Consider the following 19,226-nt stretch of genomic DNA (forward strand, 5'->3'; position numbering starts at 1 on the left):
CAATGTATCAAGTCAAACTATTGAGCGGTATATCCAAAACCAGAAAAGCACCTAAAGGTGCTGGGTCGTTTTTCATCCCACGGCTGAAGCAGGCGTAGGCTTTCAAACCTCCCACTGCTCCTGTAAGCGATGACTTCTTGTACTGCTACTAACGCTTGAGCGCAATAGGACTGATAATTTCTTTCTCCGGGCTTCAAAGTGCCGTAAACAAAAACTTTTAACAAAATTAAATAACCAAGGTGTTTGAGGTTTTATTAGATATCTAGCGATTGCACATCAGGGCAATCCGAGATTGTGCCACAATAACGGAACACAATTGCGATCGCAACAAGGCAGGAGTTTGTTTGTGGAGTCCCGTTATATCCCCGCAGCCGTAGAGGAAAAGTGGCAAAAAAGTTGGGCAGATCTTGGCTTAGACCGAACCTCTACAGATGAAAGTAAGCCAAAATTTTACGCGCTCTCTATGTTTCCCTATCCATCGGGAAGTTTGCATATGGGTCATGTCCGTAACTATGTAATTACAGATGTAATTGCTAGGCTCAAGCGGATGCAAGGCTATTGCGTACTGCACCCAATGGGTTGGGATGCTTTTGGCTTACCTGCTGAAAATGCCGCAATTGAGCGGGGTATTCCTCCAGCTAAATGGACTTATCAAAATATTGCTCAAATGCGGACTCAGTTGCAACGCCTAGGCTTGTCTATTGACTGGGAAAAAGAAATCGCAACTTGTGCGCCAGAGTATTACAAGTGGACGCAGTGGATTTTCTTGCAGTTTTTTCAAGCAGGACTTGCTTACCAAAAAGAAGCCGCCGTCAATTGGGACCCAATAGATCAAACTGTACTCGCCAACGAGCAAGTAGATAGTGCCGGAAAGTCGTGGCGCAGTGGCGCTATAGTTGAGCGTAAACTATTGCGGCAGTGGTTTCTAAAAATTACCGACTATGCCGAACAACTGCTAAATGACTTAGACAAGCTGACCGGATGGCCGGAGCGAGTTAAAATCATGCAGGCAAATTGGATTGGTAAATCGGTTGGCGCTTACTTAGAGTTTCCGATTGTCGGCTTAGAAGAAAAAATTGGCGTTTTTACCACTCGTCCCGATACCGTTTATGGCGTAACTTACGTTGTTTTGGCTCCCGAACACCCTTTGACCGCTAGTGTGACTACGCCAGAGCAAAAAGAAGCGGTAGAAGCGTTTATTCAAGAAGTTTCAAGTCAAAGTGAACTAGAACGCACGGCGGAAGATAAACCCAAGCGTGGTATTCCTACGGGTGGTGTAGCGGTTAATCCTTTTACGGGATCGGAAATACCAATTTGGATAGCCGATTACGTGTTGTACGAGTATGGTACAGGGGCAGTAATGGGCGTACCAGCCCACGATTTAAGAGATTTTAAGTTTGCCAAAGAAAAACAATTACCAATTCAAACCGTAATTGTGCCACCAGGGACAGTAAAAACATCGTCTAAAACTTCTGTAAAAGCGGCATATACAGAACCGGGGATAGTAGTTAATTCTGGTGCTTTTGAAGGGATGGACTCGACAAAAGCTAAAAATGCGATCGTCCAGTATGCCGAACAAAAAGGCTACGGTAAAGCACGGGTACAATATCGCTTGCGAGATTGGTTGATATCAAGGCAGCGCTACTGGGGCGCACCAATTCCAATTATTTACTGTTCTAGTTGTGGCACTGTCCCTGTACCAGAGCAAGATTTGCCTGTCAGGTTACCAGATGATGTAGCTTTTACTGGGCGCGGCTCGTCTCCCTTGGCACAATTAGAAAGTTGGGTAAACGTACCTTGTCCGACTTGCGGTAAGCCTAGCGTGCGAGAAACCGACACAATGGATACTTTTATTGATTCTTCGTGGTACTTCTTGCGCTTTCCCGATGCCAAAAACGAAGAAGCAGTTTTTGATAGTGCAAAAACTAACGATTGGATGCCTGTAGATCAGTATGTAGGCGGAATTGAACACGCAATTTTACACTTATTGTATTCGCGGTTTTTTACTAAAGTATTGCGCGATCGCAAATTAATCAATTTTGACGAACCTTTCCAAAGCTTGCTCACTCAAGGCATGGTACAAGCTGTCACCTACAAAAACCCCGTCACCAATAAATATATTCCCTCGGCTCAGGTAAATGAACAAGCTCCAAAAGATCCAGAAAGCGGGGAAGCGCTAGAAGTTTTCTACGAGAAAATGTCTAAGTCGAAGTACAACGGCGTAGCCCCAGAAGATGTAATTGCCGAGTATGGGGTAGATACAGCCCGGATGTTTATTTTATTTAAAGCGCCGCCTGAAAAAGACTTGGAATGGGATAAGGCGGATGTAGAAGGACAGTTTCGCTTCTTAAATCGGATTTGGCGGTTGGTGACAGAATTTGATGAGGCAAAAGTACGGAATCAAACTACTAATTTAAGTTCGCCCGAAAAAGAGCTACGCCGAGCAATTCATCGCGCCATTAAGGAAGTTACCGAAGACTTAGAAGGCGAATACCATCTAAATACCGCAGTTTCGGAGTTGATGAAACTAAGTAATGCGATTTCCGACTCCGAATGCTCTGATTCCCCCGTATACGCAGAAGGAATTGAGACGCTAATGCAGCTACTTGCACCTTTTGCGCCCCATATTGCCGAAGAATTGTGGCATTTGAGTGGTAAAACGGGTTCCATTCACCAGCAAACTTGGCGTACCTACGATCCTGATGCTTTAGTCGCCGATGAAATTACCTTAGTAATTCAAATTATGGGTAAAACTAGAGGTACAATCCAAGTTCCCGCTCAAGCTGACAAGCAAGCACTAGAAAATTATGCCCGCGAGTCGGAAGCCGCTATACGTCATCTTGAAGGTAAGGAAGTTAAAAAAGTAATTGTTGTTCCGGGAAAATTGGTCAATTTTGTAATTTAACCTAACCAGTATTTCCTTGCTTGGCAAGCTTCAAAGCGTAATAGTTGCGGATCTCCTAAAGCTATTACGCTTTGCGGTACAACGGGTGTTGTGCCTAAAGAAGTAATAATTTTTCTCCCAATAGCTTGTGCCAATAGTGGAGGGACAGAATTGCCTACTTGTCTAAATCCATGCCATTTAGTTTGATGTAGGCGAAACCAGTCAGGAAAAGAATGCAGCCGCGCCGCCTCCCGAACAGAAATTACTCTAGGTAAAATTGGGTGAATTGGGCGCGGCGACGTATAGCTACCGCGATCGCTACCTGTACCAGCGCGTAAGGTATGGCATAGTCCATTTAGGTCTAATCGGCGTAAATGACTAATTGGTTCTCTTTGATTGGCGCTAGTTGCAGCAAAACGGGCAATGGACGTTTCATTGTGTTGGGTTTGCATGGAACTTGTTAATAATTGCGGGTTCCAGAAGCGCGGATAAGCAAAATGATTAGATTCTTCGCGTAAATTTCTCGCATAAAAGCTAATTTTTTGCTCGGCTTGGGCTAATTGCTCGGCACTTAACAGCACTTCATCGGTGGTTCTAAGTTCGGGAAAACTGTCCAAATCGGGCAAGTCCGCGATCGCATCGACAACTTTAACTAAGTCCCTGTTTAGAGGTTTGGGAAAATAAACCCTAATTCCTGCTTGTGCGCCACAAAAAAACAGTCTTTTGCGTCTTTGGGGTACGCCAAAATCTGCGGCATTTAAAATTTGCGCCCTGCCATGATAACCATGAAGCTGAAACTTATGTTTGAGCTTGCTTAACCAAGTTTTATGTTTTCCTGTTGCCATTCCTGGCACATTTTCCATCACAAAGTAGCGGGAATTTAGCTCAATTACTAGACGGCAAAATTCTAATACTAGGTGATTGCGATCGTCATTTAGCAAGCGTTTGCCCATAATCGAGAACCCCTGACAAGGAGGTCCGCCAAAGACTAAATCAATTTGTCCGTCCCACGGCGCTGCATGGCAATAGTGAGCAAACCAACTTTTTAAAGCTGCTTGTCTAATGGTATCGGCGGTTAATTTAGCAACATCTCCGCAGATTACTTCAGTGAGGGGAAAATTGAACTTATACGCGCAAGCATGAACCGGATCGCTTTCTACTGCTACTAAGACATTAAACCCTGCTTGCTCTATCCCCAGAGAAAAGCCGCCCACCCCTGCAAATAAGTCTATGGCAACAGGACGTTTACTTAAAGGTGCAAGGCTGTCTCCCTTGTTGATTACTGCTCACCTCTTGCCTCAAGTAATTGGAAAATTTCGGCAGCAGCGCGATCGCATACTCCCACTTCTCCTAAAGATAATCGCATTTGCTGATATCCGTCTAGAGTTTCTTGGCGACGAATAGGATTAAGCAATAATTCTAAAGCTATTTGAACAATATTTTTGGGCGTGGCTTGTTCTTGGAGTAATTCTGGCACAATGAGCTTCATTTCTACCAAATTGGGCGGCGACATAAAGGGAATTGAAAACTTAAATAATCGCGCGATCGTAATCGTTAGGCGGCTAACGCGGTAAATTACTACTTGCGGCACGTTGAGTAAAGCAATTTCTAAATTTACCGTCCCGGACTTAGTTATGGCTAAATCGGCGGCAGAAATAGCTTCAGTAGTTTGCCCGCAGACGATAGTAGCTTGCAAGCCGTAATCCGCGATCGCTTTTTCAATCGGTTGGCGATAAATTTCTAAAGCTAGAGGAACTAAAAACTGCACATTGGGTAACTGAGATTGTAGCTGCTTTGCCGCTTCAAACATTGCTGGCAGCAGATATTTTAATTCTTGACGACGAGAAGCCGGAATAAGTGCGATCGCAGTAGTTTCTGGGGCAATATTGAGTAATTTTCGAGCAACTTCCCGACTAGGAGCATTTTGCATTCGATCGACTAAAGGATGCCCTACCCAGCTAACTTTTGCGCCCCGTTTTTCAAAGTAACGCGCTTCTTCAGGAAAAATTGCTAGGAGCTTATTACTAATTTCAATAATTCGCCTAGTCGCCCGCCCCGTCACCGACCAAACCCACACTTGGGGAGCGATATAATAAACTACTGGCACTTGCGGCAAAGAGGAATGGATATAGCTGCCGATTTTCATGTTCGGACTCATGTAGTCAATCAGGACGACCAAATCGGGTGGGTTTGCCTTTAAAGAGGCGATCGCTTGTTTTTGTAACTGGAGAGTAGGCAAAATAAATGGCATTGCTTCTAGTAGCCCCATAGAACCAATACCGCTAGTATTGCCTAGTAAAATTGCTCCTGCCGCCGCCATTTTAGCGCCACCTAAAGCGACAATTTCTAGTTCTAGCCCAGATTTAATTGCTTGACGCTGGAGGGCGGTAATTAACAACGCACCTTGTAAGTCACCGGATACCTCCCCGGTACTAATAAAAATTCTCACCTTTGGGTGCTGACTTGAGTTAGAAGCCAAAGGAGACATTAATTCTTGCATCAATTTTTACGCGGACTCCGACCGGGTATGGAACCGCGCCGCCCTTCCATTTGCGATAATTGTAAAAATTGGCGCAGGTGCTGGATATATTCGTTGTCTGGTAATAGTTCTAATTGTTCTAGCGCTGCACTAACAGTTAAATTCGAGCGGTAGAGACTGCGGAAAGCTTTTTTTAAAGTTTGAAAAACTGCACCTCGATCTATTTCTGATATTCCCGCGCGTTTGAGACCGACAAGATTGAGGCTGCGGACTCTTGCCGGACTACCTTCTACTAACATATACGGCGGTACGTCGCGGTCAATGCGGCTCATGCCACCAACCATCGCCAATTTGCCAATGTGGACAAATTGGTGAATGCCCAAAACCCCGCCAATTGTAGCTTTTGACTCAATTTGTACGTGACCTGCGAGGGCGACGCTGTTGGCAATAACGACAGAATCTGCGATCGCGCAATTGTGAGCTACGTGAGTGTAAGCCATGAGTAAATTGCGATCGCCAATTACCGTTGCTTCTCCTTCTCCCGTGGCGCGGTTAATTGTCACGTACTCGCGGATGCGGTTATAGTTGCCAATTTTTACCCAACTTAAAGCTCCATCATACTTAAGGTCTTGAGGTTCTAACCCAATTGTGGCTCCAGGAAAAATTTGATTTCCTATTCCTATTTTTGTAGGACCTTCCAGGACTACATGAGCGCCGATGATAGTTTCTGCACCAACTTTAACTTGTTTGCCAATTACCGCGTAAGGTCCAACCTGCACGGTTGGGTGCAGTTCTGCGCCGGGATGAATTACAGAAGTAGGATGAATTAGGGTCTTCAAAGATAGGGCTCCAACGGAAAGCAGAGGGTTGTTGTTGTTGTGTGGGTGCAGATTCTTCAAGTACGTCTATTTAGGCAAACGCTGTTAATAATTGTTTCTACCTACGGGTAACGGCATCTAATCAACCAGAGAGAACATCAATTCTCCTTCACTAACTAGCTGCCCATCGACAACAGTACGAGCTTGCATTTTACCGAAACGACGGCGTTTGACACACAACAGTTCCACAGTCATGATTAAGCGATCGCCTGGGACAACGGGGCGGCGAAACCGGACTTTATCGATCCCTGCAAACAAAAATAGCCCACCTTCTAATTCTGGCAATTGAGTTAGCACTATCCCGCCCACTTGCGCCATTGCTTCAACGATTAAAACTCCTGGCATCATTGGTCTTCCAGGAAAATGCCCTTGAAAATGCGGCTCGTTGAAGGTGACATTTTTGATGCCAACGGCACGTTTTCCCGGTACATATTCAATAATTCGATCTACAAGAGCAAAAGGGTAACGGTGGGGTAGCAGCTTTTGGATTTCTTCAACAGTAAAGACTGTTTTTGCGGTGGTTGTTGGCTCCTCAACAAGATGACTTGCTGATTCTTCTATCGAACTTAGGTTAGTTAAGGCTGTTTTCATAGGAGTCAAGGGCAAGCAGGACTAGAAGTGTTATTTTAGCTGGAGTGGGGGTTTTCGGAGCAATAGGGAGCTAGGCAACTTTTTTAATGATGAAATAGCTCAAGCTATGGGAGTAGAATATTCAGCGTCTCGATCGTCGTTTTTTATCCTTTGTTCTAATAGCTCGGCAAGTTGAATATGTAGATTATGGCTGGCTTTGTATGCCAAAAAATGAGCTACAGGCAAATTTTTTACTAAGCTCAAATCTCCCACTAAGTCTAAAATTTTATGACGTACTGGCTCATTTGCAAAACGCAAAGGCGGATTTAGCCAACCAAGATGGCGATCGCAAACTAAAGCATTATCCAAGCTGCCGCCCTTAATTAAACCTTGTTGCTGTAATGCCTCAATTTGGTGGGCTAAACCAAAAGTCCGTGCCGGAGCAATTTCTTGAGCAAAAGAATGTCCTAGCTGCCCTACAGACCAGCTATGCCACTGATTGCCAATCGCTGGCACGTCGTCAAAATCAATTCCATAGGTAAAGCGTGTTGCTGGGGCTGGCAAGGCGGCGACAAAGGCATCTTGGTGACGCACCCAAATTGGCTTTAGCAGTGGGATTTGGGGCGATCTCGCTGGCGAAGATTCTACAAGTCCCACGGCGGCGATTTCTTCTACCCATCTCTGGGCAGAACCTTCTAGTAAAGGCACTTCCGCTCCGTCTATTTCAATCCGGGCATCATCGACTCCCATCCCTGCTAAAGCCGCTAGTAGATGTTCTACCGTGCGGACGCAAGCTTCTCCTGCACCTAATTGAGTGGACAAAACTGTGTTAGTTACGGCGGCAATTTCAGCAGAAACTCTAGGCATTTGGGGCAGATCTACCCGCACAAAGTAACGCCCCTGTCCGGGAGCGGGCAAAACCCGCACCGTTGTTGCTACACCGCTATGTAACCCTACTCCCGACAAGCTGATTTGAGCCGCTAGCGTATTTCTATGTACTTGTCCGGTATGCACCTGGGCGCTCATTAGAATCTTTCTCCTATGCCAAAATGCAAGCGGCTATCGCCTTCGTTGGTGAAACCGTAATCAATCCGAATTGGACCTAAAGGTGATTGGACTCTTACCCCCAATCCGTAGCCAAAGCCACTGCCGGATTTGCCCCGCACTCCGGCTGGATCTCCAGGGACTTCGCTACCTGTACCAAAGTCCGTACCAACATCAAAAAATAAAGCGCCCCCAACAATTGAGAATACCGGGAAGCGGTATTCGGCGGTAGCCTGGACAAAACTCCGTCCGCTACCTAAGTCGCCTTCATCGTAGCCTCGTACTGAGTTAGTGCCCCCTAATAAGAATGCTTCATAAGGTGGCAAATCTCCAAGTACCGTACCCCCTTGAATATTGAAAGCTAGAGTTTGCGGTCCGTCACTGAAGTTAATTAAGCTAACTGGGAAGTATTGACTATAGCTACCCCGCACTCGATTTAGCAAAATATTACCTGAACCTATAGGTATAGATTGTTCAACGCCAAACCGGGCTAAAGAGCCGCTGGTCGGTCGGATAACATCATTACGGCGATCGCGTACTGCTCCTACTTGCAAGGTTAGTAGGTCATCTGTGCCGTCGCCACTAAAACTTAGATCGTTGCCTAATTCATCTTCAGGACTAATATCACCATCGCGATCGCGGATCGATACTCGTTGGTATTCCAATCCCGCAGAGGCTGTCCATTCTGACTTTTGGAGGGGGTTTCTGGACAAAGGACGGGTAAAGTTTACGCCGCCGCCCAATCGGAGGATGCGGGGGCTATCACCATTGGGTAAATTAATTTCTGTTTCGCCACCATCAAAAATTAGCGACGTTGTACGCCGTCTAAAAGCATTAACGGTATAAGATGTCCGATAAGGATCTCCAGCGATCCAAGGATCGGTAAAGCGCACATCAAATAATAGTTCGCGCTGACCAATTTGAAACTCCGCCCCTAAGTCTTGATTATTCCCCCCTAGGTTTTGCTCTTGATAGCTCAAACTCCCAAATAAGCCGCTTGATGAACTAAAACCCGCCCCTGCGCCTATAGATCCGGTATTTCTTTCATCAACGTTTACAACTACAACTACCTTACGAGGGTCTTGACCGGGGTTGAGAGACACATTCACGTCTTCAAATAAACCCAGTCCAAACACTCTTTGTAAATCTCTTTGGACAGTAGTGCGGTTAAAAACTTGTCCGGGCTTTAGTTCTAGTTCGCGAGTAACAATAAATTCGCGAGTGCGCCCTCTAATCGGTCTTCCTTCCTCATCAGTAGCCTCTCCGTCTTTATTGCGGAAGCTAACTTGAATATCTTCAATTACTCCTTCTGCCACTACCAACGTGACGGTTCCATCGGCGGCTACTTCTGGCGCTTCATTGACCTGGGCTAGGACGTAGCCGTTGTCTTGATACCATTTATTTAATTGTTTGATCCCTTCTTGAAAGCGGCGCAAATTCAAAATGCTGCCGTATTGTTCCTTAAATATGTCATTTACTATTTTTTCTGGTAATACCGATGGCACATTTGTGCCAGCATTTGCTTGCACTTGTACCGCCCGCAAAACCGGATTGGGTTGGACAATAAAAGTAACTCGCACGCCCAAAGGTGTATCTTCAGGTTCGGCGCGGACGTTAGCAAAAAATCCGGTAGCAAAAATGGCGTTGATGTCTTCTTGCAATTGCGATCGCGTCGCGGTACGTCCTGGTTGGGTTCTAATTGCCTGATATACTTCGTTTTCTAATTCTGGGGTTAGTTGTCCCTCTTGTCCTTGTACTACCACTTCTCCGACTAACACTTCCGGGTTGGATTGGGAGTCTGCTTCTGGAGTTGCGTTATCTGGGGCAGGGGCTTGCGGGCTGGGCGCGGGAGTAGGTGCGGGGGCTTGGTTGCCTGGTGCTTGCGGGTTGGGCGCGGGAACATTGTTTTCAATTGTCGGAGGGCGATCGCCTGGAGTAATATCAAACTCTAGTTGATTTGGCGTTTCTTGCCGTGGTACTCCCTCCGTCCCTGGAGCGGGTATTATGGGTACGGGCGGATTTACAGGCGTATCCGTATCTGTGGTTGACTGATTGGGAGTAGTTGAAGGGGTAGTAGGTGTAATTTGCGCAATTTCTTGCTTAGACGCGATCGTCTCTACCACTACGCTATTACTGGGAATTGTTTTACTATTTAAATTTTCGCCCTTTAGGTCTTGAACTACTAGCGCCGATGGCGGTAGCGTTTTTTCCGTCGCGGTAGGCTTGGAAATCGCAATTTCTGGGCTAGAAAGCGAACTAGCTGAAATCGCCAGGACTAACCATACAGCATTTAACGGGCGCTTTAGCACCCAGCGATAAGAAGTTATTGGCATTTTATTGAAATTATTTAACACGTCCACACACCATAAATTAGAGCTACAAGAAACGCTAAGGAGCGATCGCAATTTTTTTTGCTCCTAAGTTATCAAACTTAAACAAACAAAAATTTTTGATTTTTTCTCCTAATTATTACTAAAACTAGACTGGGCTAAAACCCTTTCTAGGACTTGTTGATAAGCGTTTTCTACTTTACCTAAATCTTGACGGAAGCGGTCTTTATCCATGACTCTATTTTGGGGATCGGATTCTTTTTTATCCCAAAGACGGCAAGTATCGGGGCTAATTTCATCAGCTAAAAGCAGTTGTCCTTGGCTATCTATGCCAAACTCTAGCTTGAAGTCTACTAAAGTCAAGTTACAGTTTGAGAAAAATTCGCCCAAGTACCGATTGCACTTTAAAGCTTGCTGTTGCAATTGGTCAATTTGGCTCTGGGTTGCGAGTTTTAGTAATAATAGGCGATCACGTGTCAATAAAGGATCTTCCAAAGCATCATTTTTGTAGTAGAACTCCACCAATGGTTGAGGCAAAACTGTTCCTAACGGTAATCCTGTTTGTTGACACAGACTACCCGCCGCAATGTTCCTGACAACTACTTCAAGAGGCAAAATCTTTACTTTTCGCACCCGCATTTGATTCAAACTTGGGCAATCTATCAAGTGTGTAGCAATACCGCACTGCTCCAAATATTGAAATAATATTTGAGATATCTGGCAATTGATATTACCTTTACCGCTAATACTGCCGCGTTTAAGAGCATTAAAAGCAGTAGCATCGTCTTTAAAGTCAGCAACAACAATTTCTGGATCTTCGGTAGCGTAAATAATTTTCGCTTTGCCTTCGTAGAGTAATGTGCGGGACATGGCAGTTTAGATGATGGCAATAAGCCTACAAAAAGCAGGCTTAACTATTCTACCTGTCGTTTGCAGCCAAAGTAATTCTACTTATTTTGTCATCCAAAATTCTAGTCCATCACCTTTTGCGGTGTTGCTAAAGTACTCTCGTTCGGCAGCAATCAAGGCTTCGGCAGCACAGGCATCTAAGGGTCTAGCAAAATAGTAGCCTTGAGCATAATTGCATTTTAGTGCCTTGAGTTGATACATCTGAGTTTTAGTTTCAACGCCTTCAGCTACCGTATCCATGCCCAAATTCCAAGCCAGGCCAACCACTGTACGGATAATTTCTATTTTACCCAACTCCTTATCAACATCCGTAACAAAGGAGCGGTCAATTTTTAATGTATCAATCGGGAAGCTGTGCATATAACTCAAAGACGAGTAGCCTGTGCCAAAGTCATCTAAAGACAGCCGCACGCCCAATTGTTGCATTTTTACGAGTATAGCGGTGACGTGTTCGGCATTTTCTATTAATACGCTTTCGGTAATTTCTAGTTTCAAAAAGCGGCTTTCTAATCCCGTTATTTGTAAAACTTTTTCAATTTGGTCGATCAAATCTGCCTGAGCAAACTGTTTGGTAGATAAATTAACACTGATGGCTAAAGATGGTTTCCCAGGAAATTGCTCTTGCCACATTTTTAACTGGCGGCAAGCTTCGCGCAGCGTCCAATAACCAATAGCATTAATTAAGCCTGTTTCTTCTGCCATCGGAATAAATTGGACAGGAGAAATTAACCCGCGATCTGGGTGATACCAACGGATCAAAGCTTCAAAGCCACTAATGCGAAAGTTTTTGAGCGAGACAATTGGCTGATAGCATAAAACAAATTCTTCCCGTCCGATCGCTCCGCGCAGATCGCTTTCCAACTGCAACATCGACATTACTTTAGAGTGCAAAGAGCGATCAAAAATTCGATAGCATTCTTCGCCATTTCTATGAGTTTTTACGCCATACATTGTCATATCTGCATCGCGTAAAATATCTTCAGCTTGCTTGTAACCAGTATTACTTAAAACAATGCCCATACTAATAGCACTAAATACTTCATTGCCATTGATATTAAAGGGTGAGGCAAAATGATTTTGAATGCGTTGGGCAATTTGAGTGGCGTTGTCTATGCCTTTGATGTTGTCAAGTAGAATAGTAAATTCGTCGCCATCCAAACGGGCTACAGTGTCTTCAGGACGCACGCAAGACTCCAAAATGCGGGCAACTTCTACCAAAAAGCGATCGCCTACATCATGGCCCAAGCTATCGTTGATTGCTTTAAAACGATCTAGATCTAAAAATAGTACGGCAAATAAATAATCTTGGTGCTGGACAGCATAGGCGAGCGCGTATTCTAAGCGCTCCATAAATAAGCGGCGGTTCGCCAATCCCGTTAAGCTATCGCGATAAGATTCGTACCGCAATTGGGCTTCGGCGGCTTTCTTTTGGGTGATATCGGTTTGAGAACCTGCCAACCTGTAAGGCTTGCCTTGGGCATTGCTAACGGCTAATCCTCGTACTAACATCCAGCGCTGTTGTCCGTTTTGGTGTTGAATGCGGTACTCATTTTCTAAGTAGGGCGACTTGCCGTCAAGATGAAATGCGATCGCGCTAATTAGTTGCTTTATATCATCGGGATGGACGCGGCTAAACCAATCTTCTTTATTGTTGCCGATTTCGCCATTGGTTAAGCCCAACATTGCTTGCCAGCGAGGCGAAAAATATATTTCCCCAGTTAATAAGTTCCAATCCCATAACCCATCATTAGCGCCTTGAGCAGCCAAGGCATATCTTTCTTCGCTTGCTTGCAGGGCTTGTTGAGTTATTCTTCGTTCTTCTTCTACACCAATGGCGGCGGCAATAATTCCTAATATTTTGCGATCGGCATGAGTGGGAACAAAGTTTTTTCTGTAAAGGGAGCAGACTGCACCGATGGCAATGCCTTCACATTTGACTACTTGACCAATGTAGGTTTGCAACTTGTATTTCTGTACATTAGGTTCGCTTTGGGCATATTTTGTATCTAGTAAATTGTTAACAATAAATACTTCATCGCTACTATTTTTAATTACGTCGTAACAAATGCGCCCGTCAGGATTATTTACTGCATTGTAATTTGGGGGAGTTTGCCACTGTCCTACGGCGTATAATATTCCTGCATCTAAGCGATTATATAAAGCGCAGCTTGCTCCTAATAGTTCTCCACATAAAGCGGTAAGCTGATTAATATTAGCAATCGACTCTGTTTTAAAACTCAAAAAGCACTGGTTGATCTTTTCGAGCCTTTCTTCAGCTTTTTTTCGTTCTGTAATGTCTCGCTTGACAGCGACATGATGGGTAATCAATCCAGCTAAATTAAATACTGGCGAAATAGTTACTTCTTGATGATAAAACGTGCCGTTGCGACGTTTGCCTATGTAGTTTCCACTCCATACTCGACCTTGGTTCAAGGTATTTGCTATTTCTCGATAAAAAGCTGGATCGTGTTTTTCGCTTCTAAGTAAAGCTGCCGAAGTTTTACCGATGACTTCGGCGCGCTTGTAACCAGTAATTGTCTCAAAAGCAGGGTTGACATATATGAATCTTGCTTCTGTATCAGTAATTTCTATGGCTTCGGCGGCATGAGAAATTGCTGTAGATAGTAAGTTTTTTTCCTCCTCAGCTTTTTGGCGAGTTCTGCTATCTTCAGCTATACAAACTATCCCTTGAACTTCACCTAATTCGTTTCTCATCAACGAACTTGAGAACGTTACAGGTATTTGTTCGCCATTTTTTTTTAAATAAGTTGTCTCTAGATTTTTAATTACTTCTTTATCAAAGTTACTGATTATTTTTACTTGAGTAAATATTTTTGTAAAAGGTTCGGCAATTAGCTCATCTTCTTTGTAATCTAAGTAATTCAGCGTTGCTTGATTAACTTTTACAATTTTTTTATTGTTGTCTAAAACCACCAAGCTATTTACCATAGTCTCAAGGATTTCATTAACGTAAGCTTTAGAGACTGTTGTCGCATTTAAAGTCTCGTTTATTTGATTGAAAGCTTCGGCTAAGCTGCCAAATTCATCTTTATTTTTTAACTTTACCTTCGTATTCCAGTTTCCTTTAGCGGTATTTATTGCGGCTTTTTTTAGCTTGAGTATTGGTTGAGAAATAGCACGAGATAAAAATAAACTTAAAATAAGGCTGGTTGTAAAAATCAGTCCAGCTAAAGCAATACTTACTATATTGTCTCGTGCAATATCGCGTTCAATATTTTTAGTCTCTTGAATTAATTCTGCTTGGGCGACGGAGTAGGCTTGCTCAATTGAGGGTACTACAACTGTAATAAAATAAGGTTTTAAAGATTCATTTAAAAAAGTTTTTGCTTTTTTGGTATCTGAATCAATTAAGTACAAGTATTTGCCAACAATCTGGCTGTAATTGGATAGGTGTTTATCAATTTCGTCTGTAGTTGATAATTCCTTTTGCTTACTTTGCCTAAATAAAATTTGCTCTCTGATATAAATACTTTGTTTATTGGCTGTTTTAAGCTCGTTTAAGTTAGTTTTGAGATTATTTAATTCTATTTTAATGTTTGTCCGAATTTGCGATGTCGATTGCAAACGAGCTTGTTCTAAACTAGAGTTACTTTGCTCAATAAATAGGTCACTTGCATAATTTTGAATTGCTTCCCCTGCCAATTTTATTTGCATTAAAGCCATAGCTTCTTTAATAGAGCTTTGATTGACTTGAGCAAGATTGTTAAGAATACTTAAGTTGCTGCCAACAGAAAACCACACAATTGCCACTGCAATGAGGGAAGGCAGAAGGAAGCTAAGAAGTAATTTTTGTTGTATTTTCATCTTTAACTTAGATTTGTGCTTTTATAACCTGGGAAAGCCATTTGTTATTTAAAAAAAGCTGCACAATTCCATTGAACTAAAAAAGTAAGCCAAATCTATTCTCGATTTTGGCTCACTTTTCTAAAAGCAGCAACCTAAGCACTGAAAATATAAATATGTTTGTTAAGCTAGTTTCTTAAGGCTTAATAATTTTAACTAAAGACAGCAATAAGTGACTGTTGAAAATGCCACTTACGACTAATTCTCAAAAAAAGCGATCGCCTGCTGCTTGGCATTAAAAAAGGAAACATAACTTCCCCTTTCCTTGTAGCACCAATTATGGGCAACGGGGATGAGTGCCACCCTGGAGGCAAATATCCGCAAGTTGAGCAGGGTCTAAGTTTTTTACATTGGTGAAATCCACACCTTTAAGCAGTGCAGACTGCGGTTGTTCCACAGGTGCTTGAATAAATCCGTCAGTTTGATCAGATTTGGGGTGAGCAAAAATTGCCCCAGCTAAATCAGCCCCGGTCAAGTCAGCTTCGCGCAAATCGGCTTGAATAAGATCGGCATTTCGCAAGCTAACATTTTGTAGTTGGGCTTTATGCAAATTAGCATTTTGTAGCCGAGTGTAGCTTAAGTTGGCATTGCTAAGATTAGCCTTGCTCAAGTCTGCTCCTGATAAGTCCGCCCCTTGCCAATCTGTGGCGCTCAAGTTGGCACTTTGTAAGTTAGTTTTTAACGCACTAACTCGGCTAAGACGAGCAGAAGCAAGATCCGCTTTGGCTAAATTCGCCGATCCCAAATCTGCCCCGGTAAGACTGGCGGCGGTTAATAGAGCTTGCTGCAAATTTGCTTCTACCATTTGAGCGCTACTGAGATTAGCACTAGAGAGGTTTGTATGAGCGAGATTAGCTCGGTTGAGTAGAGCCTGAAACAAATTAACGCGCTGCATAGAAACGCGGCTAAGATCAGCGCCAGTAAGATTGACAAATTTCAGTTGAGCATCGTTGAGGGTAGAAATCGCATCGTCAAACGTATTTGCTATACCGTCATTGCCTAGGTTTTGCCATTGGCTATCAGCTAGACTAGCTCGTTCGAGATTTGCGCCAGTCAGGTCAATTCCTGCTAAATCTATTTGGTTAAGCACTAAGCTAAAACTAGAATTTTGCGCTAAGTTGACACGGCTAAGTTCTACCGCCGTCAGTTTGCCACTATAAATAGAAAGAATTTGGGCGATCGCATTTTGGGTGGCTTGGAGTTGTTGGCTGTTAGCCGTTTCGCGATCATTAGCCACAGACAAGTTCAAGCGTTGCAATGGTGGTAATGCCCCTGTACCGCTTGTAACCAAAGCCTGTTGAATTGTCTTAGTTAGTTCGGAGTTAGGCGACTGAGCTAATAAATTAACTAACAATTGCTTTGCTTGAGGATTACTTACCGTCCCCAAATTTAAAATTGCTTCAGTCCGCGATGCTAAGGTGTTTGCCTCGGTCGCATTTAGTTGTTTAGTTGCTGCTAATAATTGTTCGCTATTGTACTCAGAAATTTGTCCTCGATCTATTTGGGTACGGACGTAAAGTTGAGTAGCGATTAAAGTTCCAACTACCGTACCTAGACTACAGCTTGCAACCACAGTTAAGGCAAATCTGGGATGACGACGCATCCAAATCCATAGGTCGCGCTGCTGTCGCTTTTTCTTCGTTAAGATAATCGCCGCGTCAGCAACATGAGGGGCGGGTTTTTTCCAACTGTAGGTAGATTTCTCCCAGACGATCGCCTGTCCGTTGGCTTCTCCTAAGCGCCCAGTGTTGGGGGTATAGATGCGACTAGCATTAACTACATAAGTTCCTGATAGTAAGTCGTGAAACGAGCGACGCTGGCGGTCAAATCGGGCGCTCATGCCTTCTACTAGCACCATAGCGCCAGCTAAGGCGACAAACATCCCAGGATCGGGAAATAGACCGCTTCCACGCCACAACAAGTAAGCAACCGATAGCGGTAATCCCCAAGTTGCTACACCTTCGCGGAGGAAAATTTTTGCTAAACCTGGTGGCTTTCCAGCAGGAGTAACTACTCGGATGCCTAGCCAGCGTTTGGGTAAAGTGCTGCCTGTTTTGGCGAGTAAATATATTTGCCAGCTACCTAACAACATTGGGGAAATGAGAGCCGCAGACCATAGTAAGTTAGTTAGGGGTGGAACTTCGTTGGCAGCTTTATTTGGCGGTAAAGCAAAGGTACGGGTAACTACGTTTTGGGTTGCTGCTAGTACTGGGTTTAGGGGTACTTGCTCCAATAAGTGGGTTTTGGCGTACATTCCTACGCTGTAGGGAACTATAGCGCTGGTGGCAATTATTGATATTTCGATCGCCCAAGCGGCAAAACGTCTAGTCACTAAAGGTAGTGGTTGTAGCCTTGCTTGCTTATAATTGCGATCGCCCCCTCTCCTCACACTTGGATTAGCCATCTCAATATCCTTAATATAAATTTTCGATCCCCGTACCCAACGCCTGTGGCTCTATTCCTTTGTTATTTCTGCGAACTACGAGCTACTAAAAACTGATACATAAAGTACACCACAAGCCCCAAAAGCGCTAGGCTAAACAGTGCCGCCACTAAGTTTAATAGGCTTTTGAGTACAGCAAATCCAACTATTATCCCAACGCCGACTGCAATTAGCTTTCCTGTATTAGGGAGAGACTTAAACAAATTTACTAATTTGTTTAAGTTTCCTGCCACTGGCTCTTTGCTGGTGGGTGTTTGGGTTTTTACCGGGTAGGTATTATTTGGTAGAGAAACTTCTAACTCTTGCAAACGACGCTTTAAGTCTTGTTCGCCTTCTTCGGTATTCATTATTGGTTAGCGCTAGATGGTAACGAGCTTTAGTCAAAAATTATAAGTCGGCAAACCTTGTTTGGTTAGGAAATTTTAGCGAATTTTCAAATTTCAAAGTTGCATCCTAACCAACAGCTTGACATTGTGCTTCTAAATACTATTTCTAGCATCTAACACTTAGTTAAGCGCTGAACGATTATATAATTTATTTTTTAATTTATCATATAGAAATATTAAGCTTAGAAAAAGAAAAACTCGATAATTAAAGGAATTTTTCTCTCCTCAATCTAGTTTTAGTCATCCCGCGATGGACTAGATACTTCGACAGCTTGCACGTCAATAGTTCCTGCTGGAGTTAAACGATTAAACTTACCTTGGATTACCTGCAAGGGTTCCGAACAATTGGGACACTGTAGCTGAGTTTTATTTAAGCCTGTAAATTCGTAATGACAGACAGGACAATCACCTTGAATTAGGTTACTTTGCAGCCAAAAGCGGAAGCCAAAAAAGCCCAAAACGGGTACTAAGATCAGTAACCCAATTAAAATTAAGAACCCATTGACTAGCCAGCCTAGACCAAGCGCACCAATTAGCCAAACAATTCCCACGACAGCGACCCACCGCCCTATATTAGAAATATTGAGATCGAAAGATTTAAGACTCATGTTTAAAAGCTTTTAATTGCGTTATCTCTAGGATAACTAATAGCTGTGATGTATTAAAAACAACCACCGTCGCAAGCTTCCTCTAGTGAAGGTCAAATACCTTTTAGCGTGGGTGAGGGGATTCAAGTATCGATTGATTAACGAAGTTAAATTGCTCGGCTGTTTTTGCAAAGAGCGCCACTGGCTGAGGATATCTAAACTACCGTCAAGATGCTTTTGCTTGCAGGTACGGCGTTGAATTTTACCGCTAGAGGTTTTGGGTATGCTACCAGGTTTTAAAAGCGCGATCGCAAAAATAGCAATTAAATGTTGGTCGAATATTGCCCACCGGATAGTTTCAATTAGATCCTCCGCTAATATATGGCGATAATTGCGTTCTAATTCTTGCACAATAACTAGCTTTTCTTCTCCGTCTACTTCTATGGAGAAAGCTGCACCGCAATTAGGCTTCAAAGCTGGGTGACATTGCTCTACAGTTTGCTCGATATGTTGACGGTAGTAGTTAAATCCCCAAAATACCAGAACATCATTGAGACGACCAGTAATAAATAGTTCGCCATCAGCTAAAAAGCCTAAGTCACCAGTACGCCAAAAGAAGCCTAATTGCGGATTGTCTTGTAAGTAAGCTTGAAAGGTGTATTCTGTCTCCTCTTGAAGATTCCAGTAACCTTTACCGATTCCGGGACTTGAAACCCAAATTTCTCGGTAGTGCGTCAGATTATTGTGGGATAGGTCACGATATCATTCCAAGTCCATGGTCGAGAGGTTAATCCTGCTCGTTGTGCGGCAGTGGACTTGAACCGACTATGCTGCCAAATCCAATTGAAGTAA

Annotated in this window: 13 protein-coding genes and 1 pseudogene; 1 reads left to right on the forward strand and 13 read right to left on the reverse strand. The window is 43.5% G+C overall.

Going from position 1 to position 19,226, the window contains the following annotated elements:
- Positions 1 to 346 precede the first annotated feature (346 nt).
- Positions 347 to 2,905, forward strand: a complete 2,559-nt coding sequence (gene leuS / locus AC2VE5_RS18795; RefSeq protein ID WP_486889234.1) for a leucine--tRNA ligase — start codon at positions 347 to 349, stop codon at positions 2,903 to 2,905.
- On the opposite strand, the gene AC2VE5_RS18800 is transcribed toward leuS, so the two are convergent.
- From AC2VE5_RS18800 to AC2VE5_RS18860, 13 genes and pseudogenes are all read right to left on the reverse strand, one after another.
- A complete protein-coding gene (locus AC2VE5_RS18800) occupies positions 2,902 to 4,164 on the reverse strand; it encodes a DNA cytosine methyltransferase (RefSeq protein WP_486889244.1) in 1,263 nt (420 codons plus the stop codon). The genes leuS and AC2VE5_RS18800 overlap by 4 nt on opposite strands.
- A complete protein-coding gene (gene lpxB / locus AC2VE5_RS18805) occupies positions 4,164 to 5,333 on the reverse strand; it encodes a lipid-A-disaccharide synthase (RefSeq protein WP_486889245.1) in 1,170 nt (389 codons plus the stop codon). Before lpxB ends, AC2VE5_RS18800 begins: the two co-directional genes overlap by 1 nt.
- 50 nt (positions 5,334 to 5,383) lie before the next feature.
- Entirely contained in the window at positions 5,384 to 6,202 is an 819-nt protein-coding gene (lpxA, locus tag AC2VE5_RS18810; protein ID WP_486889235.1) for an acyl-ACP--UDP-N-acetylglucosamine O-acyltransferase, read from the reverse strand.
- Between the two features lie 117 nt (positions 6,203 to 6,319).
- Positions 6,320 to 6,832: a 3-hydroxyacyl-ACP dehydratase FabZ gene (fabZ, locus tag AC2VE5_RS18815; RefSeq protein ID WP_486889236.1), complete on the reverse strand. Its 513-nt coding sequence runs from the start codon at positions 6,830 to 6,832 to the stop codon at positions 6,320 to 6,322.
- A gap of 99 nt (positions 6,833 to 6,931) precedes the next feature.
- The gene (lpxC, locus tag AC2VE5_RS18820; protein ID WP_486889237.1) at positions 6,932 to 7,837 is read right to left on the reverse strand and encodes a UDP-3-O-acyl-N-acetylglucosamine deacetylase; all 906 of its coding nucleotides are present in this window, start codon (positions 7,835 to 7,837) and stop codon (positions 6,932 to 6,934) included.
- Complete coding sequence (locus tag AC2VE5_RS18825; protein WP_486889238.1) at positions 7,837 to 10,188, reverse strand: BamA/TamA family outer membrane protein; 2,352 nt, start codon at positions 10,186 to 10,188, stop codon at positions 7,837 to 7,839. Before AC2VE5_RS18825 ends, lpxC begins: the two co-directional genes overlap by 1 nt.
- Positions 10,189 to 10,317: 129 nt before the next feature.
- Entirely contained in the window at positions 10,318 to 11,055 is a 738-nt protein-coding gene (gene purC / locus AC2VE5_RS18830) for a phosphoribosylaminoimidazolesuccinocarboxamide synthase (RefSeq protein WP_486889239.1), read from the reverse strand.
- An 81-nt stretch (positions 11,056 to 11,136) separates the two neighbouring features.
- Positions 11,137 to 14,919 (reverse strand): EAL domain-containing protein, encoded by a 3,783-nt coding sequence (locus tag AC2VE5_RS18835; RefSeq protein WP_486889240.1) that lies wholly within the window; start codon positions 14,917 to 14,919, stop codon positions 11,137 to 11,139.
- A gap of 316 nt (positions 14,920 to 15,235) precedes the next feature.
- Positions 15,236 to 17,362 (reverse strand): pentapeptide repeat-containing protein, encoded by a 2,127-nt coding sequence (locus AC2VE5_RS18840; protein ID WP_486889241.1) that lies wholly within the window; start codon positions 17,360 to 17,362, stop codon positions 15,236 to 15,238.
- A 62-nt stretch (positions 17,363 to 17,424) separates the two neighbouring features.
- The gene (locus AC2VE5_RS18845) at positions 17,425 to 17,748 is read right to left on the reverse strand and encodes a hypothetical protein (protein WP_486889242.1); all 324 of its coding nucleotides are present in this window, start codon (positions 17,746 to 17,748) and stop codon (positions 17,425 to 17,427) included.
- 275 nt (positions 17,749 to 18,023) lie between these two features.
- Positions 18,024 to 18,395, reverse strand: a complete 372-nt coding sequence (locus AC2VE5_RS18850; protein WP_486889243.1) for a hypothetical protein — start codon at positions 18,393 to 18,395, stop codon at positions 18,024 to 18,026.
- A gap of 36 nt (positions 18,396 to 18,431) precedes the next feature.
- Positions 18,432 to 19,112, reverse strand: coding sequence for a hypothetical protein (locus AC2VE5_RS18855; protein WP_486889246.1), 681 nt, complete (start codon positions 19,110 to 19,112; stop codon positions 18,432 to 18,434).
- Positions 19,109 to 19,226, reverse strand: a pseudogene (locus tag AC2VE5_RS18860) (IS1 family transposase); the annotation flags it as partial. The gene AC2VE5_RS18855 and the pseudogene AC2VE5_RS18860, both read right to left, overlap by 4 nt.

This window comes from Aliterella sp. E5.1 (assembly GCF_057473825.1).

Coding starts and splice junctions, on each gene's coding strand:
- AC2VE5_RS18835 (WP_486889240.1), bottom strand. CDS start 14,919: ATGAAAATACAACAAAAATTACTTCTTAGCTTCCTTCTGCCTTCCCTC.
- purC (WP_486889239.1), bottom strand. CDS start 11,055: ATGTCCCGCACATTACTCTACGAAGGCAAAGCGAAAATTATTTACGCT.
- AC2VE5_RS18825 (WP_486889238.1), bottom strand. CDS start 10,188: ATGCCAATAACTTCTTATCGCTGGGTGCTAAAGCGCCCGTTAAATGCT.
- fabZ (WP_486889236.1), bottom strand. CDS start 6,832: ATGAAAACAGCCTTAACTAACCTAAGTTCGATAGAAGAATCAGCAAGT.
- lpxC (WP_486889237.1), bottom strand. CDS start 7,837: ATGAGCGCCCAGGTGCATACCGGACAAGTACATAGAAATACGCTAGCG.
- AC2VE5_RS18845 (WP_486889242.1), bottom strand. CDS start 17,748: ATGAATACCGAAGAAGGCGAACAAGACTTAAAGCGTCGTTTGCAAGAG.
- AC2VE5_RS18850 (WP_486889243.1), bottom strand. CDS start 18,395: ATGAGTCTTAAATCTTTCGATCTCAATATTTCTAATATAGGGCGGTGG.
- AC2VE5_RS18840 (WP_486889241.1), bottom strand. CDS start 17,362: ATGGCTAATCCAAGTGTGAGGAGAGGGGGCGATCGCAATTATAAGCAA.